30 protein-coding genes and 1 pseudogene are annotated in these 26,161 nt (G+C 66.0%); 18 read left to right on the plus strand and 13 right to left on the minus strand.

From position 1 onward, the window contains the following. The first annotated feature begins 38 nt into the window (after positions 1 to 38). The gene (locus AC5Y5E_RS08265) at positions 39 to 890 is read left to right on the plus strand and encodes a thioesterase family protein (RefSeq protein WP_499902483.1); all 852 of its coding nucleotides are present in this window, start codon (positions 39 to 41) and stop codon (positions 888 to 890) included. On the opposite strand, the pseudogene AC5Y5E_RS08270 reads toward AC5Y5E_RS08265, so the two are convergent. Next, positions 875 to 1,120, minus strand: a pseudogene (locus AC5Y5E_RS08270) (flavodoxin family protein); the annotation flags it as partial. The gene AC5Y5E_RS08265 and the pseudogene AC5Y5E_RS08270 overlap by 16 nt on opposite strands. A gap of 19 nt (positions 1,121 to 1,139) precedes the next feature. Between AC5Y5E_RS08270 and AC5Y5E_RS08275 the strand changes: the two are divergent. The 13 genes from AC5Y5E_RS08275 to AC5Y5E_RS08335 all read left to right on the plus strand — a co-directional run bounded on the left by AC5Y5E_RS08275 (position 1,140) and on the right by AC5Y5E_RS08335 (position 12,570). Beyond that, positions 1,140 to 2,579, plus strand: coding sequence for a recombinase family protein (locus tag AC5Y5E_RS08275; protein ID WP_499902484.1), 1,440 nt, complete (start codon positions 1,140 to 1,142; stop codon positions 2,577 to 2,579). A 309-nt stretch (positions 2,580 to 2,888) separates the two neighbouring features. Continuing rightward, complete coding sequence (locus tag AC5Y5E_RS08280; RefSeq protein ID WP_499902485.1) at positions 2,889 to 3,236, plus strand: helix-turn-helix domain-containing protein; 348 nt, start codon at positions 2,889 to 2,891, stop codon at positions 3,234 to 3,236. Positions 3,237 to 3,360: 124 nt separating this feature from the next. Beyond that, complete coding sequence (locus AC5Y5E_RS08285; protein ID WP_499902486.1) at positions 3,361 to 5,268, plus strand: AAA family ATPase; 1,908 nt, start codon at positions 3,361 to 3,363, stop codon at positions 5,266 to 5,268. A gap of 519 nt (positions 5,269 to 5,787) precedes the next feature. Then, positions 5,788 to 6,300, plus strand: a complete 513-nt coding sequence (locus AC5Y5E_RS08290) for a hypothetical protein (RefSeq protein WP_499902487.1) — start codon at positions 5,788 to 5,790, stop codon at positions 6,298 to 6,300. Next, complete coding sequence (locus AC5Y5E_RS08295) at positions 6,297 to 6,788, plus strand: flagellar hook-length control protein (RefSeq protein ID WP_499902488.1); 492 nt, start codon at positions 6,297 to 6,299, stop codon at positions 6,786 to 6,788. Before AC5Y5E_RS08290 ends, AC5Y5E_RS08295 begins: the two co-directional genes overlap by 4 nt. Positions 6,789 to 6,925: 137 nt before the next feature. Then, positions 6,926 to 7,531, plus strand: a complete 606-nt coding sequence (locus AC5Y5E_RS08300; protein ID WP_499902489.1) for a recombinase family protein — start codon at positions 6,926 to 6,928, stop codon at positions 7,529 to 7,531. Between the two features lie 165 nt (positions 7,532 to 7,696). Continuing rightward, a complete protein-coding gene (locus tag AC5Y5E_RS08305; RefSeq protein ID WP_499902490.1) occupies positions 7,697 to 7,960 on the plus strand; it encodes a hypothetical protein in 264 nt (87 codons plus the stop codon). Beyond that, positions 7,957 to 8,604 carry a hypothetical protein gene (locus tag AC5Y5E_RS08310; RefSeq protein ID WP_499902491.1) on the plus strand — a complete coding sequence of 216 codons (648 nt, stop codon included), beginning with the start codon at positions 7,957 to 7,959 and terminating at the stop codon, positions 8,602 to 8,604. Before AC5Y5E_RS08305 ends, AC5Y5E_RS08310 begins: the two co-directional genes overlap by 4 nt. Next, positions 8,601 to 9,623 carry a hypothetical protein gene (locus tag AC5Y5E_RS08315; RefSeq protein ID WP_499902492.1) on the plus strand — a complete coding sequence of 341 codons (1,023 nt, stop codon included), beginning with the start codon at positions 8,601 to 8,603 and terminating at the stop codon, positions 9,621 to 9,623. The genes AC5Y5E_RS08310 and AC5Y5E_RS08315 overlap by 4 nt, the downstream gene beginning before the upstream one ends. Before the next feature lie 15 nt (positions 9,624 to 9,638). Next, positions 9,639 to 9,803, plus strand: a complete 165-nt coding sequence (locus AC5Y5E_RS08320) for a hypothetical protein (RefSeq protein ID WP_499902493.1) — start codon at positions 9,639 to 9,641, stop codon at positions 9,801 to 9,803. Further along, on the plus strand, positions 9,800 to 10,096 hold the full coding sequence (locus tag AC5Y5E_RS08325) for a hypothetical protein (RefSeq protein WP_499902494.1): 297 nt from the start codon (positions 9,800 to 9,802) through the stop codon (positions 10,094 to 10,096). Before AC5Y5E_RS08320 ends, AC5Y5E_RS08325 begins: the two co-directional genes overlap by 4 nt. A 21-nt stretch (positions 10,097 to 10,117) precedes the next feature. Further along, positions 10,118 to 10,693, plus strand: a complete 576-nt coding sequence (locus AC5Y5E_RS08330; RefSeq protein WP_499902495.1) for a hypothetical protein — start codon at positions 10,118 to 10,120, stop codon at positions 10,691 to 10,693. 353 nt (positions 10,694 to 11,046) lie between these two features. Next, positions 11,047 to 12,570, plus strand: coding sequence for a terminase large subunit domain-containing protein (locus tag AC5Y5E_RS08335; protein ID WP_499902496.1), 1,524 nt, complete (start codon positions 11,047 to 11,049; stop codon positions 12,568 to 12,570). A gap of 124 nt (positions 12,571 to 12,694) precedes the next feature. On the opposite strand, the gene AC5Y5E_RS08340 is transcribed toward AC5Y5E_RS08335, so the two are convergent. The 7 genes from AC5Y5E_RS08340 to dapB form a co-directional block, all read right to left on the minus strand. After that, positions 12,695 to 13,195 carry a HEPN domain-containing protein gene (locus AC5Y5E_RS08340; protein WP_499902497.1) on the minus strand — a complete coding sequence of 167 codons (501 nt, stop codon included), beginning with the start codon at positions 13,193 to 13,195 and terminating at the stop codon, positions 12,695 to 12,697. Then, positions 13,192 to 14,301: a DUF262 domain-containing protein gene (locus AC5Y5E_RS08345; RefSeq protein WP_499902498.1), complete on the minus strand. Its 1,110-nt coding sequence runs from the start codon at positions 14,299 to 14,301 to the stop codon at positions 13,192 to 13,194. The genes AC5Y5E_RS08340 and AC5Y5E_RS08345 overlap by 4 nt, the downstream gene beginning before the upstream one ends. Positions 14,302 to 14,506: 205 nt before the next feature. Beyond that, entirely contained in the window at positions 14,507 to 15,793 is a 1,287-nt protein-coding gene (locus AC5Y5E_RS08350; RefSeq protein ID WP_499902499.1) for a hypothetical protein, read from the minus strand. Between the two features lie 196 nt (positions 15,794 to 15,989). Next, positions 15,990 to 16,454, minus strand: a complete 465-nt coding sequence (locus AC5Y5E_RS08355) for a flavodoxin family protein (RefSeq protein ID WP_499902500.1) — start codon at positions 16,452 to 16,454, stop codon at positions 15,990 to 15,992. Next, positions 16,454 to 16,714: a flavodoxin family protein gene (locus AC5Y5E_RS08360; RefSeq protein ID WP_499902501.1), complete on the minus strand. Its 261-nt coding sequence runs from the start codon at positions 16,712 to 16,714 to the stop codon at positions 16,454 to 16,456. The genes AC5Y5E_RS08355 and AC5Y5E_RS08360 overlap by 1 nt, the downstream gene beginning before the upstream one ends. Then, entirely contained in the window at positions 16,711 to 17,181 is a 471-nt protein-coding gene (locus AC5Y5E_RS08365; protein WP_499902502.1) for a tetratricopeptide repeat protein, read from the minus strand. The genes AC5Y5E_RS08360 and AC5Y5E_RS08365 overlap by 4 nt, the downstream gene beginning before the upstream one ends. Further along, the gene (gene dapB / locus AC5Y5E_RS08370; RefSeq protein ID WP_499902503.1) at positions 17,178 to 17,912 is read right to left on the minus strand and encodes a 4-hydroxy-tetrahydrodipicolinate reductase; all 735 of its coding nucleotides are present in this window, start codon (positions 17,910 to 17,912) and stop codon (positions 17,178 to 17,180) included. The genes AC5Y5E_RS08365 and dapB overlap by 4 nt, the downstream gene beginning before the upstream one ends. 168 nt (positions 17,913 to 18,080) lie before the next feature. Between dapB and AC5Y5E_RS08375 the strand changes: the two genes are divergently transcribed. Continuing rightward, positions 18,081 to 18,425, plus strand: a complete 345-nt coding sequence (locus tag AC5Y5E_RS08375; protein ID WP_499902504.1) for a DUF732 domain-containing protein — start codon at positions 18,081 to 18,083, stop codon at positions 18,423 to 18,425. Between the two features lie 247 nt (positions 18,426 to 18,672). Then, the gene (locus AC5Y5E_RS08380; RefSeq protein WP_499902505.1) at positions 18,673 to 18,987 is read left to right on the plus strand and encodes a DUF732 domain-containing protein; all 315 of its coding nucleotides are present in this window, start codon (positions 18,673 to 18,675) and stop codon (positions 18,985 to 18,987) included. A gap of 136 nt (positions 18,988 to 19,123) precedes the next feature. Here the strand turns inward: AC5Y5E_RS08380 and AC5Y5E_RS08385 are convergent, their stop codons facing one another. Further along, positions 19,124 to 20,203 carry an NAD(P)H-dependent amine dehydrogenase family protein gene (locus AC5Y5E_RS08385; RefSeq protein WP_499902506.1) on the minus strand — a complete coding sequence of 360 codons (1,080 nt, stop codon included), beginning with the start codon at positions 20,201 to 20,203 and terminating at the stop codon, positions 19,124 to 19,126. Further along, positions 20,200 to 21,189, minus strand: coding sequence for an aromatic ring-hydroxylating dioxygenase subunit alpha (locus tag AC5Y5E_RS08390; RefSeq protein WP_499902507.1), 990 nt, complete (start codon positions 21,187 to 21,189; stop codon positions 20,200 to 20,202). Before AC5Y5E_RS08390 ends, AC5Y5E_RS08385 begins: the two co-directional genes overlap by 4 nt. 103 nt (positions 21,190 to 21,292) lie before the next feature. Between AC5Y5E_RS08390 and AC5Y5E_RS08395 the strand changes: the two genes are divergently transcribed. Continuing rightward, positions 21,293 to 21,874, plus strand: a complete 582-nt coding sequence (locus AC5Y5E_RS08395; RefSeq protein WP_499902639.1) for a TetR/AcrR family transcriptional regulator — start codon at positions 21,293 to 21,295, stop codon at positions 21,872 to 21,874. Between the two features lie 16 nt (positions 21,875 to 21,890). Then, complete coding sequence (locus AC5Y5E_RS08400) at positions 21,891 to 22,403, plus strand: GNAT family N-acetyltransferase (protein WP_499902508.1); 513 nt, start codon at positions 21,891 to 21,893, stop codon at positions 22,401 to 22,403. On the opposite strand, the gene AC5Y5E_RS08405 is transcribed toward AC5Y5E_RS08400, so the two are convergent. The 3 genes from AC5Y5E_RS08405 to AC5Y5E_RS08415 are packed head-to-tail and all read right to left on the minus strand — an operon-like array spanning position 22,390 to position 26,155. Next, positions 22,390 to 23,466: a PDR/VanB family oxidoreductase gene (locus AC5Y5E_RS08405; protein WP_499902509.1), complete on the minus strand. Its 1,077-nt coding sequence runs from the start codon at positions 23,464 to 23,466 to the stop codon at positions 22,390 to 22,392. The two genes, AC5Y5E_RS08400 and AC5Y5E_RS08405, sit on opposite strands and share 14 nt — an antisense overlap. A gap of 10 nt (positions 23,467 to 23,476) precedes the next feature. Continuing rightward, entirely contained in the window at positions 23,477 to 25,231 is a 1,755-nt protein-coding gene (locus AC5Y5E_RS08410; RefSeq protein ID WP_499902510.1) for an SDR family oxidoreductase, read from the minus strand. A gap of 3 nt (positions 25,232 to 25,234) precedes the next feature. Next, positions 25,235 to 26,155 carry a metal-dependent hydrolase gene (locus AC5Y5E_RS08415; protein ID WP_499902511.1) on the minus strand — a complete coding sequence of 307 codons (921 nt, stop codon included), beginning with the start codon at positions 26,153 to 26,155 and terminating at the stop codon, positions 25,235 to 25,237. Between the last annotated feature and the right edge of the window lie 6 nt (positions 26,156 to 26,161).

Consider the following 26,161-nt stretch of genomic DNA (forward strand, 5'->3'; position numbering starts at 1 on the left):
GCCCGGTCCCTATATCCTCCTGCCCTATCGTGATAGCGGTGACGATCGAGGATTCCGCCATCATGCCCGAGGCGTTCTTCGCTGTCGATGGCGACTCCTATCTGCCGAGCCCGCTGGCGCGGGGACCGTGGGGCACGGCGCTGGGCGGTCAAAACGTCGGCGGCCTGCTGGCGTTCGGAATCGAGCAATCCGGCATCGATTCCGAGCTTCAGCCCGCGCGCCTCACGGTCGACCTGCTGCGCCCGGTTTTGCCCGAACCGGTGCGGATCGAGACGTCGGTGCAGCGGGAAGGCCGGCGCATCAAACTCGTCGACGCCGCGCTGGTGCAGAACGGGCGAGTCGTCGCGCGGGCCAGCGGGCTGTTCCTGCGGCGGGGCGAGCATCCCGAGGGTCAGGTGTGGTCCGGCCCGGTCGAGATGCCGCCGCTTCCGGCCGACGCCGACGGCTCCCCGGCCGACATGCCGTTCCTGATCTGGGGCTACGGGGCTACGCGTGCGGGCAGCCCCGGCATCGCGGCGGGCGAGTGGGAACAGGCCCATTCCCAGAAGTTCGCGTGGACGCGGCTGTTTCGCCCGATGGTGCAGGGCTACCCGCTCACGCCGTTCGCCCGCCTGGGGTTCGTGGGCGACATCACGAGCTCGCTCACCCATTGGGGCACCGGCGGTTTGCGCTATATCAACGCCGACTACACCGTCACCGCGAGCCGCCTGCCGGACGGCGAGTTCCTGGGGTTGGCGGCCCAAAGCCATTACGGCACCGCCGGTGTGGCCACCGGAACCGCCACCCTGTTCGACCGGCACGGCCCGATCGGCTCCAGCACGGCCCTGGCTCTGGTCCAGCCGGCGGAGGCATTCCAGCCCGACCTATCAGTCGCTCATCCCATCAGCTGAGCGGCGACCGTCGCGCCCAGTTCCCAGCACGCTTCCAGGTCGGTCTTGCTGGGTTTGCCCGAAACTACCACGGTTTCAGCCACTTTCGTCCAACCCAATCCGGTGGTGATGGCCTCGATGCCCCGCTCGGCGCCCTCGGTGCCCTCGTTGCCGTGCAGGTACACGCCGAACGGTCGCCCCCGCGTCGAGTCGAGGCACGGGTAGTAGCAGACGTCGAACGCGTGCTTGAGTGTTGTATATTCTCTTATTATGACCACGACGCTATCACCGCAGGTCACCCGTGCAGTCATCTACGCGCGAGTGTCATCCGACCGGGCCAAAGGGCGCTCCGTCGCCGAGCAAGAGGCTGAGTGCCGGGCCGAGTGTGAGCGGCGAGGCTGGCCCGTGGCCGACGTGCTGACCGACAACGACCGCTCCGCAACCCGTTTCGCCACCAAAGACCGGCCCGAATACGAGCGGCTGAGGACGATCCTGCAGCCGGGCGACGTGCTGGTGGTCTGGGAAGCCAGCCGGGCGGGCCGGTCGCTGGACCACTACGTTGACCTGCGACGGCTGTGCTCCGACCGCGGGGTGCAGCTCTCCTACTCCGGCCGGCTGTTTGACATGGACGACGGCGACGACCGATTCACCACCGGCCTCGACGCTCTGATCGCCGAGCGCGAAGCCGAGGACATCCGCAAGCGTATCGTTCGCTCTCACCGCGCCAACCTGGCGGCGGGCAAGCCTCACGGTCGAGTTCCGTACGGCTACAAGATCGTTCGTGACCCCGAGACCGGCAAGGCCGCCGGCCGCATACCCGACCCGGCTCGCGCTCCCCTGGTCGCTGAGGCGGCGCGGCGGGTGCTCGACGGCCACAGCCTCGCGTCGGTAGTCCGCTGGATCGCAGACAAAGACCCGCAGCCCCATTGGAACGACGCGAAGCTCCGGCGCATCCTGCTCAACGCCACCAACGCCGGTTACCGCACTCAGAGCGCGAAGGTCAACGGCAAACGCGGCCCACAAAAGATCGTCAAGGAGGGCACCTGGCAGCCGATCCTCACGCCCGAGCAGCACGACGATCTGGTGGCGCTGTTCGCCGCCCGTAAGACCGGGCCCCGCGGGCCTGAGCCGGTGCACCTGTTGTCGGGCCTCGCCAGCTGCGCGGTGTGCGAGGACAAAATCTGGCGGGGCAAGGCCGGACGCAAAAAGGACGGCTCCCTGTATGAGGTCTACAAGTGCCGGAAGGGTTGCGTGGGGCGCAATCTGGGCCAAGTCGATGCCGTCGTGCTGTCGGTGGTCGAGGGCATCCTCAGCACACCCGAGGCGCTGGCGGCACTAGCTGCCCCGCCCGCCGAGCCCGACTCCACCGCCAAGGCCGACCTGGAAGAACTCAAGCGCCAACTAGAAGCCGTTGAGGACCAAATCACCGAGATGAAGATGCCCGCCGATGTCGGCGCTCGGGTTGCGACGCGGCTGGCCGAGCGCATCGCCGAGCTGGAAAAATCCACGGCTCCCACGTTCACCGAGCCGGTGGTGCGGGAGCTGGCCACCGCTCCGGACCCGGTGGCGATGTGGCGCCGGCTTCCGCTGACACGCAAGCGCGAGTTCATCCGCGCGGTAATGACCATCAAGGTGGATCGGGTCGCGAGCCGGTGGCACGCCAAAGAGGATGGCATCCTCATCGACAGCCGGGCGCTCACTCCGCGCTGATCTACGAAATCCGTTGGACTTACCCGACTTTGACGGGCTTGTCTCTAAGGACAAAACTTAGCAACGGTAACTGGCGGCGCACACCGGTGCTGAGTTAAATTTGGCGTCGACCCTCGGCAATGAGCAGGCCCTGCAGGAGCTGGGGGCGCCAAAACGTCGGCCCCAGATGGGCTCGGCGGGCGGCACGCTACAGCCAGGAGTGGCGCGGCAGTAAGAGGCGCCCACGCACGATAACCAGAGGGTGGCGCAGGGCAGCCCGGCTCAGGGACTCGTGCGAAATCGACCGAATCGAATCGGAGATTTCGCACGATGTCCGCAACCACCTTTCAACCGCGCACCCTCACGCCTGAGGAGATTGCCGCTGATCTGAGATGCCAGACCGCGAAGGTTTGGGGTCTGATCAGATCCGGTGAGCTGCCAGCAGCCAAGTTCAACCGCCGCTACCTGGTCGATGCCGCAGCTTACAAGGCCTTCAAGGCCGAGCGCGGCCTGGTTTCTACCGTCGTCGACGACTCGCCAGTCGATCCGGCCTGGGTGGCCGCCCAGGTCGCGAAGTTCTCTCCTGACGACCTACGCCGCGCCGGGGAGCTGCTGCTGGCGCTGTCCCGCACCGACCAAGGGCACGGTCGAGACGAAACCCATAGGCGCGCAACGTGAGTGACCCGTAAATGCAGCGATGCCGCCGGGCTGCGTCTTGGCCTCGACGCGCTGCCCAACGGCATCACCTCAACGACGACTCCACCGAGAGTCTGTCCCCTTCTCGACCAAAAAAGAGGAACACATGAATACGAGTCCGAAACCCGGCAGCCGCACCGCCCGTGATGAGGCCAAGGCCAGCCCCAACGGTCACGCGCGGGCCGCCGTGGCGTTCCCCGGCCAAGGTTCGGGCTCGCCGAACTCGCCCTCGCCGTGGGCGGACGGGACACGATGGGCCGACAAGCTCGGGGTCGATGCGGACACATCCGTCTTCGAACACGATCCCGACATGTGGCAGCGGCTGGTCAGGTCCTACCGCAAATACGACATGTCCGTGTCGCGGGGCATGACGTTCGAAAGCCTCACGGCGGTTCCTCGCGAGGTCTGGGACAAAGGAAAGTCGCCGGTGACGTTCACGCGCGCGGAGGTCGCCAAGCTCGCCGACGAGAGCGGTGCCACCGACCCGAACGTGATCGGTGCCGAGCTGGAAGCGCGGTACCTGCGGGTGCTGACCGCTTTCAACAAAGCCGACAAAGCGAAGAAGTCAATTCCTCGCCGCCGGCTGTACGCGCTGGACGAGGTGGAGAAGGTCTGCGGTCCCGAGGTCGCCGACGACGTCCGCAAGCGGATCGAGCAGCGCAACCGCGACACGTGGAACATGGGGGCCGGCGCGCGGCGGCACGGATGGGAAGAACACAACTACCTGGTGACCGCGGACGAGCTGGTGCGGCAGCACGAGGTGGCGATCGAGACCCTGTTCGAGCTCAAGCCGGCGAGCAAGGACGATCAGAGCGCTGCGCTGGCCGAGCTTGCCGCGGCGCGGGACAGCCACAAGTCAGGCGGTGTCGCACACCGCAATCCGGTGAATAAGCGGTGGCGCACCATCGATGAGCTGGACAGCCTGCCGGGCACTGAGTGGCTGGTGGACAAGCTGTTGCCGGCCGCGTCGCTGATCCACCTTGTCGGCATGTCCCAGTCGCTCAAGAGTTTCATCGCGCTCGACATGGCGCTGTCGCTGGCGACGGGCACGCCGTTCGCGGGAAGCGACCGGTTCGCGACAGGCGATCCGGTCCACGTGCTCTACGTCGTCGGCGAGGGTGTTCGCGGCATCTCCAAACGGGTCCACGCGTGGTGCGTCAAGCGCAAGGTTGACCCGGCGCTCGTGAAAAGGAACTTCACCGTGCTGCATGGTGCGGCGCAGCTCGGCTCACAACGCGACATGGATGACGTGGCGGCCAAAGCGGAAGAGCACCACGCGGGCCTCGTGGTGTTCGACACCCAGGCGCGGTGCACGGTCGGGCTGGAAGAGAACTCCGCCACCGATCAAGGGCGCGCCGTCGCCCACATCGACACATTCATCCGGCGCACGGGCGCCGCGGTGCTGGTGCTGCACCACACCACTAAGGTCGATCCGCGCAACGCACGCGGTTCGGTGGCGTGGCTGAACGCGGTTGATGTCCAACTGATCGCGTTGCGTGACAACCCGACGTCGATGGAGGTGACGATCGAGGTCGGCAAGATGAAAGACGACGCGGTCGAAGGACCGTACCGGTTCAACGTGGTCAAGGTCGTGCTCGAAGGCGGCGGGGACTCTCTGGTGTTGGCGCCCGGTTCCGACCCCACCACGTTCGACCCCGAGGCGCCCATGGAGAAGTGGACCGGCAGAGGGTCCGCCTACGTCAAGCCCATTTACGCGCTCGCCCAGGAACACTGCATCCAAGGCGAGGGGAAAACCCAGAGGGCGCTGGCGCTGGCCGCGAGCGAGATCATCGGCGAGGAGCGAACTACCAGGGGCAAAGTGCGCAAGGTGCACAAGGTATGCAGCTTCAACACCGCCGATGAAGCGGTGAAGCTGCTAGTGGCACACGGGAAACTGGTCGTCGCCAAGCGCGACTACCTCAAGAACGTGTTCTACCAGCCCGACGAGTACCCGCCGCTTGATCCCGCCGACATGAACGTGTTCACGGACACCGACGACGCCGGGCACCGATGACATGGATGCGCAACCGGCGCCGTGATCACCTGCGTGGGGGCTTTCTACAGGCGGAATCACGCGTTTCCGCAGCTCAGCGCCAGTGACCCAACCATGACCCAACCTGGCGTGCTCGCAAGTTGGGTCATGGTTGGGTCCTTCGAGTGAATCCGCAGCTCAGGGCGTTTTCAGTCCGATTGCGTCCACTTGGGTCACCCTTGGGTCACCGACCCATCAGGCGGGCGGGTACCCAACCATGACCCAAGGGATAACCCAAGTGAGTTTGACCAGGTCGGGGGCAGTGACCCAACCATGACCCAAGGGGTAACCCAACTTCTGCCCATCCATACCCACGTTGTTCTCCCCCCCTATGTAAATAGGGGGAACGGGGGGAGGGGGAACCCAACGAGAGCGGCGGCATCCTCACCGGCGCGCCGGCTGACCGGCTGGGCCTGACATGAGTGAGAGCGGCGGCACCCTCTCCGACCGGCCCGCGCCCGCCGACCTGGCCGCTGCACGCAATTACCCCACAATGGCCACATGGCACGACCGGGACCAGTGATGAGCCGAGAAGACTCCCGGCGCCGCGCCGAGCGCGCGCGGTGGCTGCGCGGCGCCGGGAAGACATGGCAGCAGATCGCCGACTCCGAGGGCTTCCGCTCACGGCGGGCGGCACAGTTGGCGGTGGCCCGCCTGGCGGAGTCCGAGCCTGCCGACAATCCCGCCGCAGCCCGCCGGACGGCTGCCGACGGGCTGCGGATCACGAAGTCGATCATGTTCGCCGGCCTGGCCGAAGCGAAGCAACAGGGCGATCATCAGGCCGTGGTGTCCTACGCCCGCGCCATTGCCGACAACATCGACAAGGACGCCAAGATCAACGGCTTGCACGTCCCCGTCGCCCAGCAAGTCGACATCAACGTGTCCACCGACCCGGCCGCGATCATCGATCGGATGGAGGCCGAGCTTTTGGCCCTGGCCGCCCAGCGCCAACCGCAGGCCGCCATCGGCGGCGGCAACATCATCGACGCCGAAATTGAGGAGATCACCCGATGACCATCATGACCACCGAGGACGCCATCAAGGCGGCGGCTTCGGTCGCCCGCGACGTCGCCGACGGCAAGCTGAGCCCGGCCGACCTAGAGCGCCAGGCCGTGACGGAGCTGCGCGAGCTGGCCGGTCAGGTGATCGGGCCGGACGATCCGGTCTGGCCGCTCCACGTCGAGATCGCGCGCGGTGTCCTGGCCGCCGGTGGCATCCCCGCCGACGAGCTGTCCGAATGGCTGGCCGTGGAGCGTCATCGAGCCGGTGATTCGCTGAGCCATCCCGACCCTGACGACCAGGTTGCGCCCGAGCCCGTTTCGTTGCCCAGCGTGGCACTCAGCCCCGAAGCGGCGGACCCCGAAGCTGAGCCTGACGTTGAGACTTACACCGAGCCCGACGTTGAGCCGGCGCCCGTGGCCCAGCTTCTGCCTGAGCCTCGACCGGGTGAGTATGACCCTTTCCGGGGATGGCCCGCCGCCAAGAACGGCTTCGTTGGCTGAACCCCAGTCTCGAAACTTTAGTTTTGATAGACCGCTGCGCGGTATCACCTCGACCTGCATAGCACCAGGCCAGAATTATCGAAAGTTCTCTCTTATCGAAATTGTGGAGGTCAGAGTTTCGATATAAGATTAGGGGCATGACCACCACTGCTGCCCCCGCCACCACCGGCCAGCTGCTCGGCTATGCCCGAGTCAGCACCGGCCACCAATCCCTCGACGCCCAGACCGACGCGCTCACTGGCGCCGGAGTAGACGCGGCCAGGGTCTACAGCGACAAGCTCACCGGCACGTCCACCAAGGAGCAGCGGCCGGGCCTGGCCGCCGTCCTCGATTACGCCCGGCCTGGCGACACCATCGTGGTCGTCGGCATCGATCGCCTGGGACGCAACGCCGCCGAGGTAATGACCACGATCCGCGACCTTGGCGAGCGCCAGATCATCCTCCGGTCTCTGCGTGAGGGCATCGACACGTCGAACGCCACTGGGCGCATGGTTGCCGGGGTGCTGGCGTCACTGGCCGAACTGGAACTTGAGCTTGGCCGGGAGCGCCGGGCAGCAGCCAAGGCATCACGCAAGACACGCGGCCTGCCGATTGGGCGCCCGTCGAAGCTCACCGCCGACCAGATCCGCCAGGCCGAGCAGCTGCGCGCCAGCGGTGAGCCCGTGCCGATGATCGCGGAGACGCTGAAGGTGAGTACGCCCACCATGTATCGCGTGCTCGCCGAACGCGCCAAATCCGCCTGACCCGACACGCCCGCGACTCCGGCCCAATTCACGCCGGGGTTGCGTCGCCTCTGCGTGATGATTCCCACGTTGAGACCTCGACTATCCCGACAAAGGAGGGGAATTACCCTGTGCCCCTTGCTATCTCGGCAAGTTACTTGCACCGAGACCAGCTAGTCTGAGCACATGACAGCCGCCACCAACGCCGCGCAGCATCCCCGTGACCTCAGCTGGAAGTCCTGGCGCGGCCAGCTCGGCGCATGGGCCAGCCGCGGTGAGACCTCCGGTCCCCGCGTCGAGGAGGCCAAAGCGGCGCTGGACTGGTGGCGGAACCGCACATCTCTCATCGAGATGGGCATCCCGGCCGATGAGGCTGAGTCGCTGCTCGACGCAATCGACAAGCACGCGGACGACGCCGAGCCCTCCGAGCCAGCGGCGGTGGCCCGATGACTTTCCCGGTGCGCCCGTCGGCAATCAGCGCGCTCAACCGCACGTATGCCGGCCGGCTGCGCAGGCAACCCGAGACCGTGCCCACGTTCTTGCAAGAGCAGTGGCGCGAGCGGCGGCGCAAACGGCTGGTCACCGAGCGACTGAGCGAGTCGTTCAGCGCCAGCCGGGAAATCATGGACGTCGCCGGGCCGCTGGCGCAGCGCATCGCTGCCCTGGCCGCCCGCGATGACGGGCGGGTGAACGCGCCGCCGACCGCTGCCCGGTTTGCGCGCCTGGTCGCCAATTACGCCGACGCCGCACACGATTTCGTGGCCGGGTTGCTGACCTGGGCCGATCCCACCAAGCAGCGGCGGGCCGCTGAACTGCTGGCCACCAGGCCCGCCGCGCCGGTGATCGACGCGGCGGCGATTGATTCCGGTAGCTGGGCACACGCCCTGGTCCAGATGGCGACGGCAGCCGACGGCCTCAAGGTCGCTCAGGTCCACTCAGCTCGCCTAGAGAAGCTGCTGCGCGAGACCGTTGACCGCGCCGCACTCGACCTGGAACGCAAAGTCGCCTGGGCGGAGAGCAACCCACCGCCGCCGGCGCTGCCCAAGCCGGTTGACCCGCGCGCGGAACTCCAAGCGATGGGAATCGACTTGTGAGCATCAACTATGACGTTTCGATCGCGACCAGCAACCTGTTGCCGGTCGATTTCCCGACGCCGTCGCAGAATCCGTTGGCGACCGGCCTGTACGCGGCGGTCGGCGACTGGCAGCCCGACCCCGACCTCCGGTTCATGAACGGCGTCAGGGTCCGCGGAAACAACTACGGCGGCGAGAACGCTTTCGGCGTGTGGGGCGGCGGATGGTGCGGCGAGGTCGTCACCGTGACCAGCTCCGGCAGTGACACCTGGTCGGTCAGCGTGGACGGCGACACGGCCAGCGACATCGCCCACGACGCCACGGCCGACACCGTGCGAACGGACCTGACCGGCCTGTCCAGCCTTTCCGGTGAGACCGTCGGCGTCACGTCGCCCGCGGCCGGTACTTGGGTGTTGCACTTCTCTAAGCGTCACGACGTCCAGATCGACGGCGACAGCATCGCCTCCCAGACCGAAACCAAGTTCGGCACCCGGCCAGACATCCTTGAGCCCTTCTCGCCGATCACGGTGTGGGCCTACGACGAATGTGACCTGACCGCGGCCAGCCGCGAGGAGATCACCGCCCGCGCGGCCCAGATCCTTGCCCTTGAAGAGTCGGTCGGTGTCGAGCGCGAGTTCGCTGCCCGGCTCAAGCTCGATGCTGCCGATCTTCCTGGAGCGGCCCAGACGGCCGCCTCGCTCAGGTTGGCCGTCGGCTACCTGGAAGCCCAAATGGCCTTGACCAACACGCAGGGGTTCTTCCATGTGGGCGCGCAGTGGGCGGCGGCCGAGCTGGGGATCTTCAACGAACAGGGCACGCGATGGGTCAGTCCGTTGGGACATTTCTGGGTCATCGGCGGCGGCTATGTCGATGGCCTGGACGACATGATCATCGCGACTAGCCAACCGTTCGGGTGGCGGGACGACGCGACGGTGCGCACGGCCCTCGACACTGTGCACAAAGACGTTTTCGCGGCCATCGCCGAGCGCACGGTCCTGGTCGGTTACGAGCACCTGATCGCCTCCGTCACGATCACCTAGAAGGAGAGAACACCAATGCCAAACGCCGATGGCACACCCGTGATTGACGCTTTCGTGCCCGCCGGAGGGTTCTCCGCGGTGACCGACAGCGGGGACGTCGATGTCGCTCAGTCGGACTCCGGCTTCGCGGCCAGCCTGAAGGCGGCGGGCTTGGTGCCGTACACGCCGGTCACGCTATGACCGTCGCCGCCGCTGAGCGCTTCGACACCGAGGCCGACACCGACAACGACGCCCCAACCTGCCGAGTTTGCGGCGGGCCGGTGCTCTATTACGCCGGCAGTGTCCACGGATGGACCTGTCGAGGCTGCCTGAACGCCTACCTCGATGAGGGCGCCGCCAAGGCCGAAGCCAAGGACCGAAAAGAGCGAGATCGGCTAGCCCACAAGCAACTTGTCACTCTGGGTAGTGATCGGCGTCGGGACGGTGGTGGACCGCGCTATGTGCCGCGCCCTGTCCCGGCGTCGGTCACCTAAACCGATTTGAAAGGACAAGCCATGACTAAACCCGGCATGACGCTTGCCGACACCATCACCCCACGCGAGCGCGAACACCTTGAGCTGTGCATCCACGAGGCAGGCCACTGTGTCAGCGGCGTAGTTCTCAGCGCGCAGCTTCGCAACGCCATCGTCGTGCAGAGCAAAGTGCTCGGCACTCAGGGTTTGACGACGTTCGAGCCCGAGATGCCCCCCGGCTCCGAGGCTTTGACCGCCTACGCCGGACCCTGGTCGGAAGCACGGTGGCGGGCAGGCGGGCGACGACCCACGATGCGCGAGCTGTTTGCGCTATGGGACGCCGGCGGCTGCAAGGACTTCAGGGCATTGACCGCCGCCGGTGGTACGCACCTGGGCGCCGGTATCACGCCGCTGCTCGAAAGGTGTTGGCCCGCCGTGGTCCGTGTGGCCCAACAGCTCCACGGCACCGGCGAGGTCTTCGAGGAGGGCGTTCTGGCGGCGCTCGGCGTCACCGACGGCGGCGGCCCGACCAGCGTCCAGTTGGCCAGCATCCGCAGCGGCTGGGGCCGGCAAGTGCCGCCGCTCGCCACGAAGAAACAGCAGCGCGTGCCCGCGTAAAAGCTCACGGTCAGCGCCGCGATGACCTCGGGGCGGCGGCTGACCGGAGATCACGACCAAAAGAACAACGACGAAAACCCGAGGAGCACCGTTGAAATGTCCGCCCAGAAGCTCGAACCCGCCGCCAGTGATGTTTGGATGTCCGACCACTGCCCGCGGTGCAATCCGCTCGGGCACCATGCCGATAGCCGGGTTCGCTCGGCGAGCCTCACGTCACCGATTTTGGTGACCTGGCTCGGCGGCCGGTATCTGACCTGTCACTACCAGTGCGCCCGCTGCGGTCACCAGTGGACCTGCTCTGACTGGCCCGCGTCGTGTGTCGGCCTCGACCCGAAACATCGGAGGAGAGCTGCGTGACCGAGACACTGACCCACGATCCCATCGCCGCGCTGACGGCCGCCGGCGCCCTGGTCACGGCGCGCCAGCGGCGGCGCCCAGAATCGCCGGCCGAATTGGCCCGGCGGTTGATCCCTGGCTACGTGGTGACCCCCGCGATCAAGTTGCTGTCCGACGAGCTGGTGCGCGCCGTGGAGACACCAGATTCGCGGTTGATCGTGACGATGCCGCCGCGCACCGGTAAGTCGGTGCTCACCTCGCAGGTGTTCCCGGTGTGGTTGCTGTCCCGCAGCCCCAACACCGAACTGATCCTGAAGTCTTACGGCGACCTGCTCGCGGAGTCTCATTCGGCCGCTGCCCGGCGGTTGATCTCCGAGAATCCCGACGTCGTCGGTATCGAACTGGCACCGGACAAGCAGGCAGTGGGCCACTGGCTAGTCAACCGTCATCGTGGCGGCATGTTGGCGGGCGGAATCCTTTCCAGCACAACAGGATTCGGCGCCAACATCTTAGTCGTCGACGACCCCGTGAAGGGCGCTCAGGAGGCCGATAGCGACGCCTACCGGCGGCGACTCACGGCCGAGTTCAAGGCCAGCCTGATGACCCGGCTAATGCCGGGCGGCTCGGCGATCCTAGTTCTCACGAGATGGCACCTGGAAGACATCGCCGGGTCGTTGCTGGCCGAGCCCGGCAGCCGATGGCGTTGTGTGAACATCCCGGCCATCAGCACCGCGGGGGTGCCTGATGCACTGTGCCGGGAGCGAAGCGGCGTGGCCATGACATCCGCCGTGGGCCGCACCGCCGCTCAGTTCCGCGAGATCGAGTCGGAGGTGGGATCTCGGGCCTGGGCGGCGATGTACCTCGGCACGCCCGCCACGCCGGAGGGTGGCTTGATCAAACGGCATTGGCTGGACGATTGGCGTCTGCCGGCGGCGCCGTCGGGGGCCGTCAAGATCGTCGTCGGCGTCGACCCGGCTGATTCCGGTGAGGGTGACGAGACCGGCATCATCGCCGCCAGCCTGGGCGCCGACGGCGTGATCGCCCTGATTGCGGACATGTCCGGTCATTTCACTTCTGATCAGTGGGCGCGCCGGGCCGTCGAGCTGGCCGGTGATGTGGGAGCCAGCGAGATCAGCATCGAGGCATTCAGCGCCAGGGCCACCTACACCCGCCTGGTCACTGAGGCGCTGCCCAAGTACCGGCTCAACCGTCCGGTTCGCGTCGCCGGCTGGCCGCCGAAAGGCACCGACCGCGGCAAGGGCGACGCGGCGGCGCGCTCGACCGGGCTGCTGGCGGCGCTGGAAACCGGCCGGTGCCGGATCGCCGGGCACCTGCCCGAGTTCGAGCGCCAGGCCGTCACCTGGCAGGCCGGCCAGCACCAACCGGACAGAGTCGCGGCGGCCGTGGTCGCTTTCGACGTTCTGAGCCATTCCGGCGGTCACCAGGTGCATTTCGTCAGCCCTATCGACGCTGCCCGCCGCGCCCGCGAGGGCCGGATGCCGGCGCCGCCGGCGTGGATGACGCGGCGAATCGGCGGATGAGCCACACGCCGCCTGCACGTCGATGTACGAACACTCGGCCCGGCGTACGGATCGACTTAGAAAGGAACGCGAACCGCGCTCGGGCGTCAAGGCTGGACGGGATCCTTTTCGTTACCTGAGCTGGCTATCTCTTTGAAGGGAGCGGTAAGAAGCGTTCAATTAATAATTCAATGACCTCGTCGGCAATTTTGTGATAGGTGCGCAATAGCGCGCTCGAAACTGAGGTGCTCCCGCCATGAGCCAGAGTGTGACGGGCACCAATTAGGTTTCCCAAAGTCTGTCGATTTTCGTCTATCTCAAGGAAAGTGTGTAAATCGGCTTCCCACGAAGGATCGAAACTGCCGAGGAGTTGCTCAAGCTTCGCGGGGTTCATATTGGTGATTCTTGCTGCCTGACGCTGGCTGTAACGCAAAACTCGGTGCGATGAATTTTCTTCAAGGTATCCGTTCACCATGTGCTCAACGCTCTTCTCAATAAATCCGCTCAGCCGAATGACGGCCAACCGATTGAGGTAACCTCGGACAATCAGGTCGTCCTCTTGATCAGCGTAAAGAACAATCTCGTCAATTTCGCGCAGATGAGCTCGGATTGCTGCACGTCGATCGACGTACCTACGACCGGTCATATCGCAGAGAAAGCTGCGCGCGCTTCTTCCAGTCGCACGAAAACCGACTCTTCGTTGGCAGTCGCCTTTGTGACAGCGTCAATAAATCGGTCACTGTTAAGTAGGTTGTTGTAAGCCTCTTCCCATGCAGGCTTGTCAATCTCTACTTTCGGGCTGTTCTGGATTCGGCCCATCACCGCGACGAAAACTGAATCGAGTATTGCTGCATTGACTTGCGTGCCCAAGCGGAAAGCCCGGCGACCAATAGCGAAGTTTAGTGCGGCAGCGGCGGCCTTGAATAGAGCGGATATTGCCGCTAAGTCGACACTATCGCCATTCCGATGCTCGCCAAGGAAGTCGTTTAGAAAAGTCTTCAAAGGAGAGTAGTAACTGCTTGAATTGACGTACAACGCGATAATGCGCAAGATCAATTCTTGATCTTTAAGGCGTTGACTCCGCCGGCCGTATAATTCACGCCAGCTTTCGTCGTTGTTTAGGCTTCGAATTGTTTCCACAAGCTCTCCACCGTAGAGTGCCACGCGAATTTCATGTGGTGTGAGGTTGGTACCACCGGAATTCAAGCGTTCGAAAATCTGGTAAACGCTCTCATAGTCCTGAACGGACTGAGGTGCACGAATAATGATGGCTTGGATAAATGTGTCGTCGAGCGTCCTTCGAAGGTCGTCCGGCAACGTTTCGTATGTGAGGCCGCGTAAAGCGTTTTCCACGGCTTCGAGACGAAATTTCCCAGCGTAGAACGCTGCCAACGTAGTGAGCCGTTGTTGGCCATCCAAGACCAAGTACTTTTTCCCCGGTTGCTCGACCAGAAAAATCCCCGGCACAGGAAAGCCGAGCAACAATGACTCCAAGAAGCGGTCTTGCTGAGGTCGCCGCCAGACTCGTCCCCGCTGGAAAGGCTCAGCCTTCGGATCCGGCAAAGTCTCTTCGGGATCGAACGTCGGGACCACGATTGCTCGTTGGTTGTACCTTCTAACGAGGCCATGGACGTCGAACTCGGTGCCGAAATAGACCACAGGACTCGCCGATGGGGCAACAGCGTCGGTCTCGTCGACGTCGTCGACTTCCGTTACCTCGGTGGTGTCGTTTGGCTCGGAATCGCTCGGCACGGATCGAGCCTAGCGGCTAGTACCCGTCCAACGATCGCTAATGCCGAACGGGCGTTCGATCTGTCCTACCGGTGTCCCAACGCTTCGATCACGAGTTAACACGTATTGGATGGAGCTCTATCGCGACCCTTCGCTGGCCTGCACGGATCTGACCGTATTAGACATCGCGACACGGAACAGCAGACGCCGTTTCACACTGGCAGGGTCAGGCGTTCGAACCCCCTTCGCCGGCCGCCGTGGCGGGGTGGCCGATCAAGCTGGTCCGGGGAGACTCGATGTAGTGGAGAATCACCCATTCCGCGAACCACGAAGCCAACATCCGTCGTTGGCCTGCCAAGCCAGAAAATGACATACCCTCATACGCCATCGCTAGACCTTCGTGGACGGGTTCCGACCGGAAGGTGTACAGCCTGCCGAGCAGCTTGCGCCGCAGCGTGCGCGGCAACTTGGTTCCTCGAAGGATGTTAAAGGCCTGCTCGAAGTTGCCGTGCTGGACCATCTCGTCGAGGAAATCAGGCATCAACTCGTCAAAAAACTCGATGAACCGCGCCGTCAGACGCTCTGTCTTCCACGGTTGAAACGGGTTGGTCAGGCACTCGGCAGCAACGACATACAGGATCATGGCGACTTGCTCGCGCTGCTGGCGAAGAGCCGAATCGAAAGTCAGTAATGCACCCCGGAAGCGGTCCCAACTCTGCCTGTCCTCGACAGCCAGATGAAGCCTATCGAGAGCTATGCCGTGACGCGCCAACGTTCCAAGGTTCTGGTCCGCCTGGCGGGTATCCAGTTCTGCAAGCATGTCGGGCCGGGTGGCCTGGACAGGCCAAACGGTGGGCGGCAGGTTCACCGGGCGGCCGAGCGCGAATGTGCAAATCGCTGCGACAACCTCTGCGATAGCGTGCGCGGCGGGACTGGTGAACGGCCCGTGGATGGGGCCCGGGATAGCGATATAGACGTCGACTATGGGCGCCGGAAGATTTAGGGCCATCAGTTGCTCTGGCATCCCGCCCTCGGGCACATCTTCGCTGAAGTTGAGCAGCACATCCCAGCCGAGACGCCGCCAATCCAGGATGCGGGTTGCCAGGTGCATCCTCTCCTGAATTCGTGACTGGAACATGGGGTCTGCAAGCCCGAACTGTTCACCCACAAGCCGACAGTGATACCAAACGCGACCACCGAAATCGTCTTCAGATTTCAAGTCGCGGGAAGCCAGCTCGCCGGCCCGGTGAACGAGCTTGTCGATGTCGTCCTGGCGGCTTAGGTCGCTTGCGACGGCGGTGATCCACGGGCCTGAATCCGCCGGCGTCACAGTGATGTTGAAATTAACGCCGTCTTGCGGGCCAATGATGAACGGGTTCATCGACAGACTCATCTGCGAAACGTCGTATCCGGCCTCGCCGGCAAGGCGAAGCAACCACGATGCGCTTAATGATTGGCGCTGATCAACCCGGAGCTGCGGAAGCTCCGGGATCGGCCGATCCGGACCGCTCAACCTCTACCCCGTTTCGCACGGGCCAAGTGCTGATGTTGCGCAAATGTGGTGCGCCACGGCCAAAGAACGCCTTGACCTGGCTCCCCCGGGTGGACTCGAACCATCGGGGCGAGCAGCACCCGTGCCGGGCTCGCTGCACCGCATGAGGCGCGGCGCGGCGTCCACGACTCCTCGGACGTATTAGCGGTAGCGGTCACTAGACGTCAGGTTTTCCCATTAGTGTTGCGGCGACCGTCGCGCCCAGATTCCAGCAACCCTCAACGTCGGCCTTGGTCGGCTTACCCGAAACCACCAGGTAGTCCGCCACCTTCACCCAGCCCAGCCCGGCGGTGATCCCGTCCACCGCGCGCTTGGCCCCTTCGGTGCCCTCGTTGCCGTGCAGCCACAGCCCGAACGGCCGCCCACGGGTGGAGTCGAGAATCTGGTAGTACGACTGGTCGAACGCCAGCTTGAGAGCGCCGCTGATATAGCCGAGGTTGGCCGGGCTGCCCAATAGGTAGCCGTCGGCTTCCAACATTTCGACCGGCGAAACCGTAAGCGCTGGACGGCGAATCACCTCGACTCCCTCAATCTCAGGGTCGGTGGCCCCGGCCACAACCGCCTCAAACAGCTCCTGGCAGTGCGGACTTGGAGTGTGGTGGATGATCAGCAGACGGGCCACTAGCTCGCCCTATATCTACTAAGCGGGTATTCGTCCAAATAATGCTTGAGGGCGCCGCTCATGTAACCCAGATTCGCCGGGGTTCCGAGCAGGTAGCCGTCGGCTTCGAGCACGTCGGCGGGCGCGAGGGTGAGCGCGGGCCGCCGGATGACCTCGACGCCTTCGATCTCGGGGTCGGTGGCGCCGGAGAGCACCGCCTCGAACATCTCCTGCGTGTGCGGGGACGGCGTGTGGTGCACGATCAGCAATTTCTTGCTCATTGGGCGGCCTGCAGCGCCCGGTGCAGTTCCAACGCGGTCTTCATGGCCTCCCGCGCGCGGCGGCGGTCGCCCGCATAGTCGTAGGCCCGGGCCAGCCGGTACCAGCGCCGCCAGTCGTCGGGATCGGCCTCGACCTCGGTGCGCACCGTGGCGAACAGCGCGTCGGCCGCGTCCCGCTCGATGCGGCCCGATGGCCGCCGCGGCAGGGTGCGGGTGTCGAGTTCCATTCCGTCCGCGGCGATCAGGCGGGCGAGCCGCTGATGGGCGAACCCGGCGCGCAGCGTGGCGATCATCGCCCACAGCCCGATGACCGGCATGATCAGCAGCGCCGCGCCCAGGCCCACCGCGGCGGCCCGGCCCGACCCGATCATCGCGAAGGCCAGGCGGCCCAGCAGCACGAAGTACACCAGCATCGCCACGCACAAGAACGCGATGAGCAGCTGGACGTACAGCGTCCGTCCGGTCATGTGAGGTTCAGCAGGGGCTCGAGGCCCACCGTGAGGCCGGGGCGTTCCTTGATGCGCCGCACGGCCAGCAGCACGCCCGGCACGAACGACGTGCGGTCCAGGCTGTCGTGGCGGATGGTCAGCGTCTCCCCCTCGGTGCCGAACAGGATCTCCTGATGGGCGACCAGCCCGGCCAGCCGCACCGAATGCACCGGTATGCCTTCGACGTCCGCGCCGCGCGCCCCGGGCAGGCTGGTACTGGTGGCATCGGGGTTGGGCGGCAGGCCCTTTCGGGCCTCGGCGATCAGTTTCGCGGTGCGGGCCGCGGTGCCCGACGGGGCGTCGGCCTTGTGCGGGTGGTGCAGCTCGATGACCTCGGCCGAGTCGAAGAACGGCGCGGCCTGCTTGGCGAAATGCATCGACAGCACGGCCCCGATCGCGAAGTTCGGCGCGATCAGCACCGACGTGTCGTTGTCGCCGAGCCACGACTGCACTTGGTCCAGGCGCTCCTGGGTGAAGCCCGTGGTACCGACCACCGCGTGAATTCCGTTGCCGATCAGGAACTCTAGGTTGCCCATCACCACGTCCGGGTGGGTGAAGTCAATGACCACCTCGGTGTCGCCCTCGGTCAGCAGGCTCAGCGGATCACCGGCGTCCACCTCCGCCGACAGGACCAGATCCTCGGCGGCCTGCACGGCCGCCACCATCGTCGACCCGACTTTGCCCTTCGCCCCCAGCACGCCTACCCGCATGGCTTTCACCCTAGACTCCGGGTTCAGCCGGATCGACCGAGTGCGATGTTAGGCATTTGGACATGCCGATGTCATTGAATCGTCGCCGATCCGCTAGCGCGTTTCTGGAAATTGCTCCAAGATAATTGAGCACTCGATCGGTTCGCTTCAAGCAAAGGAGACGGAACTATGGCGGCACGGCGGCGTTCTGGCCGATTCATGGGCCTGGCGGTAATCGGCAGCCCACTTCTTGTCGCCGGTCTCGTCTGCGCCGGCCCGGCTCAGGCCGACCCGATCTCCTACCTCAACGACCTGCACAACGCCGGGATCCAGGACTTCGCCGGCGGTGATCCGGCGCTGCTGATGACGGGTCAGAGATTGTGCCAGCAATTGTCGTACGGCGTTCCTCCCGCGCAGCTGCAGGCCATGGCGCTACAGAAGTCCGACACCGACCTGGGCCCCAATGGGCTGAACCCGGCCCAGGCGGACCTCCTCGTTTATTGGGCCCAGCGCGATCTGTGCCCGAGCTCCTAACTTCTCGTGGGTTCGCGTCGTCCGGGCTGTGACGACCGCATGCCGCGAATTTGCGCGACAATTTTAACCAGTCTTCTCTGACAAGTTCCGAAGCTGTTTCACAGCCGTACGCGCTACCGTAATCACAGCGTCGCTGCCGATGGTGCCAATGATTTCGGCCGCGCATTCAATGGTGGCGCTTTTTCCAATTCCCTCGCTAGTTAGAGGAGATGAAGCTATGACGGCGAAAAGGCATAGGGGTCGATTTATGCGCTTGGGGGCAGTCAGTGGCGCACTTCTGCTCGCCGGGCTCGCCTGGGCCGGCCCGGCTCAGGCTGACGCGTCGTCCTATCTCAAAGACCTGCATAACGCCGGCATCCGCGACGTCGACGGCGGTGATGCCGCACTCTTGCAGGTGGGTCAGAAGTTGTGCACCCAAGTTTCCTATGGCGTTTCTCCCGCCACGCTGAAGACCATGGCGCTGCAACGCTCCGATGCCCGGCTTGGCGCTACCGGGCTCACTCCCGATCAAGCGAACGAACTCGTCAATTATGCGGTGGCAGATCTGTGCCCGAACTATTAATCGGGCCTCGTTGAACTTTGGATTATCCACAGTTCAGCTTTCATCCACACAGACCGCTTTCTCCGTTGTCGGCGGCAATACCGCGGCAAAGCATTCGAACATGGGTTCGATGGCGTTTCCGGCCGAGGTGTGCCGGCTACTTCTTGAACCGCCCCGCGAAGCCGCGCAGCGGCAGGTCGGCGCTGGTGATCAGCCCCGGGCGCGCCGCCACCACCGACTTGATCGCGTACAGCGCGGGCATGCCGGTCACGGTCATGCCGATCGAGGCGAAGTTGTCCGGATTGGACAGGTCCACACCGGGCCTGGGGAAGATCATGTGCTTGTTGTAGACGCACGGGTCGCCCTTGATCTGAGTGATGTAGCAGCCCTTGATGTTCCAGCTCGGGTCGGTGTGCGGGGTCATCTGCCACTCCAGGTGCGTCTCGACTCGGGGCACCCCGTCCACCATGCCCTGGTACTTGAGGTAGTTGCCGCCCAGCGAGCCCTTGGGCAGCGTGTACCAGCCCAGGTCTACGTCCTTGGTGCAGGCGCCCAGCTCGTAGCTGAACTTCACCTCGTCGAGGGTGACGTCGAAGCAGTCGGCCATCATCAGCACGCTGTCGGCGAAGACGCGGGTGTACTTCTCCAGCTTCGACGGGATCTCGGGGTCGTCGACCGGCTGGCCGTAGCCCACCTCGAGCCAGGTGTCCTTGGAGTGGTGACACGACACGTCGACGGACTCGATGGTGGTGACGTTCTCGATCTCGGCCACGTCGGCCGAGCACACCACGCCCAGGATCTGGTTCAGGCCCGGGTTCATGCCGGTGCCGTAGAACGTCGCGCCGCCCAACTCGGCGGCCTCGGCCAGCAGCCGGGTCACCGGCTTGCCCGACGGGTGCGGGTGGTTCGTGTCGCGGTGCCAGCCGGTGATCCAATCGGCCGTTGTGACGATATTGATCCCCGCCTCAAGCACTTTGACGTAAAGATCCTCGTCGGGGAAGACGCCGTGAAACGTCAGCACGTCCGGCTTGGCGGCGATGATCTCCTCGACGGTGCCGGTGGCCGTCACGCCGTTGGGCGCGATGCCCGCGAGCTCGCCGGCATCGCGCCCGATCTTCTCCGGCGAATAGCAGTGCAGTCCAATGAGTTCCAGGTCCGGTTCCCCGGCGATCCGCCTGATCATCTCGGAACCGACGTTTCCGGTGGCCACCTGGAAGACGCGGATCGGTGCATTCATTTGGCTTGGCCTTCCTGATAGAACTGCTTGGCCCACTTGCGGATCGCGGTGAAGCCCTCGTATTCGTCGGGGGCCAGTGCGGGCGGGTCGGAGTAGCGCTGGTGCTGCCAGATCTCGATGTCCTGCTCGAACTGCCGGATCACTTCCCGGCCGAATTCGGTCGCCCTCAGCTCGGCGCGCGCCGGATCCTTGCCCGGCGCCCGCCCGATGTAGACCATGAACCGGACGTCGGAGGTGGATTCGTCGACGGGGGTGACGGCCGAGATGGTGCGGTTGTCGACCATCCCCCAGCTCTTGGTCACCGCGACGCCCAAACCGCCGTTGATGGCCTCGACGCCGCTGTTGACGTCCTCGATCCGCTGACCGTCGTCGCCCTCGAAGGTAATGGTGAAGTCGACGAAGGACACCGCGTCGGCGAAGTCGTGCCGGGTGAACACCGGCACGATCGGCGTGTTGTGGACAAACTTGAAATGCGCGAAGTCCACCCCGTTTTCGAGCACGTACTGCGGGTGCAGCTCCAGGCCCGGGCGATACAGCCGCTGCTGCGGGTAGTAGTCGTCCGTGCTGCGGCCGTCGTCGAACGAGGCGAACACGTCGGGCGCGTCGAAGTAGGGTTCGCGGTGCTCGACGTCGTGCCAGATGTAGACCGACTGGTTGCGCTCCACCACGGGGTAGGTGCGGATTCGCCTGCCGCGGTTGGGCCGATCCTGGTACGGGATGCAGACGTTGCGCCCCTCGGTGTTCCACTGCCAGCCGTGGAACGGACACTGCAGCACCTCGCCGACGACCTTGCCGCCGTAACCGAGGTGCGCGCCGAGGTGCTCGCAGTAGGCGTTCATCACGGTGAGGCGGCCGGACTCGGCGCGCCACGCGACCATCTCCTGGTCGAAGTACTTCATCTTGTGCACATCGCCGACGGCGATCTCGTCGGACCAGGCGACCTGGAACCATCCGGTCGGCTTCATCGACAGCGGCGGCTTAGCCATAGAATCATCGTACCCTCTATGAAAATGTTAGGCTAGGCGGGTGACCGAAAGCCAGGTCGCCGGGCGGCGCCCCAACCGGCGGGGCAGCGCGACCCGCGAGAGCATGCTCGAGGCGGCGCTGAAGTCGCTGGCCTCGGGCGAGCCGGGGTCGGTGTCGGCCAATCGCATCGCCAAGGACATCGGCGCCACCTGGGGCGCGGTGCAGTACCAGTTCGGCGACACCGACGGCTTCTGGGCCGCCGTGCTGCACCGCACCGCCGAGCGGCGCGCCGCCACCTTCTCGGGGCCGGTGCAACCCGACGCTCCGCTGCGCGAGCGCGTCGGCGCCATCATCGACACGCTGTATCGCGGTCTGGCGTCGGCGGATTCGCGCGCCATCGAAAACCTGCGGGCCGCGCTCCCCCGCGACCCGCGCGAGCTGGAACGCCTCTACCCGCGCACGGCCGCCGAGCTGTTCTCCTGGGGCAAGAGCTGGCTCGAGACGTGCCAGAACGCCTTCGTCGGCCTGGACGTCGACCCGGACCGGGTGCGGGAGGTGGCCGCGCTGATCCCCGGCGCGATGCGCGGCCTGGTGTCGGAGCGCCAGCTCGGCTCGTACGCGGACCTCGACATGGCCCGGCGGGGCCTGACGAACGCGCTGGCCGCCTACCTGGAGCGACGCCCTAGCCTCGACCCCCGGCTTTGACCCTTAGCCTTGACGTGTGGAGGCCCTCGACATCCGGATCCGCGAAGCCACGCCGGACGATTTCGCCGACGTCGCGGACATGCACTACCCGGTGTGGCGACAATCCTGGGCCGGAATACTGACGCCGCCGCTGCTGGACATCCTGGGTCCGCCGAAGCGCTGGGTCGCCGAGATCTACCCCCACTCGCTGAATCGCGAGGGCTGGCGGATGTGGGTCGCCGAGTCCGGGGGCCGGCCACTGGGCGTCGCCATCTTCGGCCCGGATCCCGACGAACGCGGCGCCGTCCAGATCGACGCGCTGTACATCGCGGACGACAGCCAGCGGCACGGCATCGGCGGCCGCCTGCTCGACGAAATCCTGAGCGCGCACCCGTGCGGCGACGTGATCCTGTGGGCCGCGGTGCAGAACGACAAGGCGCGCCGCTTCTACGAGAAGAACAACTTTCTCCTCGACGGCCGCACCCTCGACTGGGAGCCGCTGCCCGGCATCAAGGTGGCCCACGTGGGCTACCGGCTCACGCGTCGATGACCAGCCGGTCGCCCCTTGCCCGCGACACGCAGACCACCATTTCGTCGTCACCGACCGCCACACGGCCGCGGTGATCGACCTGCCCGCCAAGCACTTTGACCTTGCACGTCCCGCAGAAGCCCTGCTGGCACGAGTACGGGGTGGTCGGATCGAGATCGCGCATGACGTCCAGCGCCGAGCGGTTCGCCGGAACGCTGACGAGCCGCCGCGACCGCGCCAGCTCCAACTCGAACGGACGCCCGTCGACCACCGGCGGCGGGCTGAACCGCTCGTAATGCAAAGGGGCGTCGGCGAATTCGTTTCGCGCCGCGCGCACCGCCTCCAGCATGGGCGTCGGCCCGCAGACGTACACCGCCGTCGTCGGGCCGGCGCCGGCCAGCAGGTCGTCGACGCCGGCGAAGCGGCCGTGCTCGTCGTCGGCCCAGACGGTCACGCGATCCGGGTCCACCGAAATCACCTCGTCGAGAAACGGCATGTACTCGCGGCTTCTTCCGGCATAGATTGCGCGCCAATCGATTCCACGCTGCGACGCGGCTCGCATCATCGGCAGGATGGGCGTCACCCCGATGCCGCCGATGACGAACAATGCGTCGCGTTCGGCGGTGCCGAGATAGAACGCGTTGCGCGGGCCCTCGAACACGCACGTGTCCCCCACCTTGAAAACGTCATGCATCTCGATGGAACCGCCTCCGCCATCGGGAATCCGGCGCACGGCGATGCGGTAGTCGGTGCGGCGCCCGGGCGGGCCGCACAGCGAGTACTGCCGGCGCCGGCCCGAGGGCAATTGCACATCGATGTGCCCACCGGGCGTCCACGACGGCAACAAGCCGCCGTCCGGGTCGGCCAGCGTCAGCGCCACCACGTCGGGGGCGACGAGTTCGCGCTTGGTGATCACCGCGCGCAGGACCCGCGGCACCGGCTTTACCCGCGACGGCTTCCACCGCGAGACAGCGGCGAATCCCCCGAACCACAGGCGGACGCCCCACAGCATGGTGCCGAGCCGGTCGCGGTCGCGCCGACCGTACAGGTCGGCCGGCCTGCTTCCCCAAATGCTTTCCGGCACGGCGCAATCCCTAATTCTGGCGAATATCGTAGCGGGCGAACAGGCGCAGCGCCGACGGGCTGATGCGCCGCAGCGCGTAGCCGATCCGGGATTCGGCGGCGATCGGGACGACGGCCGGGCCGGTCTCGATGGCCCTGACGATCGCCTTGGCCGCCGCCTCCGGTGTGTAGTTGCGCCGCCGGTAGGCCGCGTCGGCCTTCTCCCGGGCGCGCTCCTGTTGTTCGGCGGTCATGCCGGCGTAGACGGTGCTCTTGGCGATGTTGGTGTTGACGAACCCGGGGCACACGGCCGTGACCGAGATGCCCTCGTCGGCGAGGTCGGCCCGCAGCGATTCGCTGAACGCCAGCACCGCCGCCTTCGTGGTGCCGTAGGCGACCATGGATTTCGACGGGACGAACGCCGCCGCCGACGCCACGTTGATGATCGCGCCGCCCTCGCCACGCTCGACCATCTGCGCCGCGAACGCCCTGCAGCCGCAGATGACGCCGCGGACGTTGACGCCCATGATGTCTTCCCAGTTCGCCGAGCTCGTCTCCAGGAACCGGCCCGCCATCCCGATGCCGGCGTTATTCACCAGGATGTCGACCACGCCGTGCTCGTCAAGCACTTGCGCGGCAAGGGCGTTCATCGCGGGTTCGTCGCTGACGTCGACCTGGTACACCGCCGCCTCGGCGCACGCGGCGCGCACGGCGTCGGCGCTGTCGTGGGCGGCGGCCAGGTCGCGGTCGGCGATCACCACCTTGGCCGCGCCGCGACGGGCCAGTTCCACCGCGGTGGCCCGGCCGATGCCCGCGCCCGCCCCGGTGACCAGCGCGAGCTTGCCGCCGACCTCGCGCGGTCCGCCGCGCACCACCGATCCGCCGGCCGCGCCGGCGACGGTCTCCTCGACCCACTCGGCGGTCAGCCGGGCGATCACCTCGGGGCGCGACGTCACCACCCAGTGCCCGCCCTCGATACCGATCACCCGGCCGTTTTCGGGAATCGCGCCGGTGAACCGTTGCAGCGCGGGCGTCACGAAGATGTCCTTGCGCGGCACCACAACCTGGACCGCGACGGTGGTCTTCGGCAGCTGCGCGCCCGGCCGCAGCATCGGCCCGGGCATGTTGGCGCGGTACAGGCCCAGCCCGTTCACGTAGTCGGCGATGGACCGCGGCGGCCGCTCGCGCCGGCTGCGGGTGCTCGACCGGCCGATGCGCTCAAGGGCCTCATGGACTTTCACGCCGACCCGCGAACGGAACGCCAGCTCGGGCACGACGGGGCACAGGAAGAACGCGATGTACGTCGAGCCCAGCAGCTGCCGGGCGACCTGACCGACGGCCCGGGGAGTTCGCGCCGAGCGCAGGAACCTGCCCGCGTAGCGCAGGTGCGGGCCCGAAATCGACGTGAACGACGCGACTTTGGCCATCATGTCGTCGTCGGTGACGGCCGGCCAGGCCTGGATCGATCCCCAGTCGTGGGCCAGCAGGTGCACGGGCCCGACGCCCAGGCTGTCGATCACCGCGCCGATGTCGGACACCAGTTGGGGAAAGGCGTAGCCGGATCGCCTTGTGGGGCGCGATGATTCGCCCGCGCCGCGGACGTCGTAGGCCACCACGTTGTAGCGGCCACGCTTCTCCAGCTCGGAGGCCACGCCGTCCCACAGGTGATGGTTGTCGGGCCAGCCGTGAATCGCGAGGATGGTCGGGCGTGCCGGGTCGATCTCGGTGTAGCGGTGGACCGCCAGGGTGACGCCGTCGGATGCGGTGACGCGCGAGGTTGCGGCCATCGGTCAGCGCGACGCCCGCGCGGCGGGCGAGAGCGCCAGGTAGTCGACGGCCAGCTCCAGCCCGCCCAGCTGCGACGGGTGGAAACCCGGCCGGTAGTAGTCGCCGACCACCCGCACGAAGCGCAGCGGCCCGGGCACCAGACCCCGACGCGCCGCGCGGATGTACTCCCACCAGTGCGGCTTGGTACCCGGCGGCAGGTGCGGGTCCACCGAGTACAGGAAGCGGACCCCGCGGACCCAGAACAGCAGCATGGCCGGCGTCACGACCAGTTGGGCGCGCACCCGTCGCAGGTATCCCGCGCGCAGGTGCTTCATGGTGTCGAAGGCGACGGCCTTGTGCTCGACTTCCTCGGCGCCGTGCCAGCGCAGCATGTCCAGCATCACCGGGTCGGTGCCGATGGCGTCGTGGGCGGGCGCGCCGAGCACCCACTCGCCCAGGATGGCGGTGTAGTGCTCGACCGCCGACACGATCGAGATCTGCTCCAGCAGCCAGCTGTGCCGGCGTCGCCGGCCCCACCCCGGCTTGGGCCCGAGCAGCTTCTCGAACAGCCACCTGATCTGGTCGGTGTACGGGGTGAGGTCGACGCCCTGCGCGGCGAAGTGGGCGAGCACTTTCGAGTGCGCCTGCGAATGCATGGCCTCCTGGCCGATGAAGCCCTGCACGTCGAGGCGCAGCTGGTCGTCCTTGATCAGCGGCAGCGCCTGCTTGAACACGTCGACGAAAAACTCCTCGCCGGCGGGCAGCAGCAGGTGCAGGACGTTGAGGACGTGGGTGGCGAACGGCTCGCCGGGCACGTAGTGGAACGGCAGCTTCGACCAGTCGAACTCGACGTCGCGCGCCTCGAGGACCAGGCGCTCGTGGTCCAGCGCCGCCCCGCGGCGACCACAGTGCGGACCCGCTGCCTGGTCCTCGACGGTTAACATCGCCGG

It is taken from the genome of Mycobacterium sp. NGS54 (assembly GCF_059812465.1).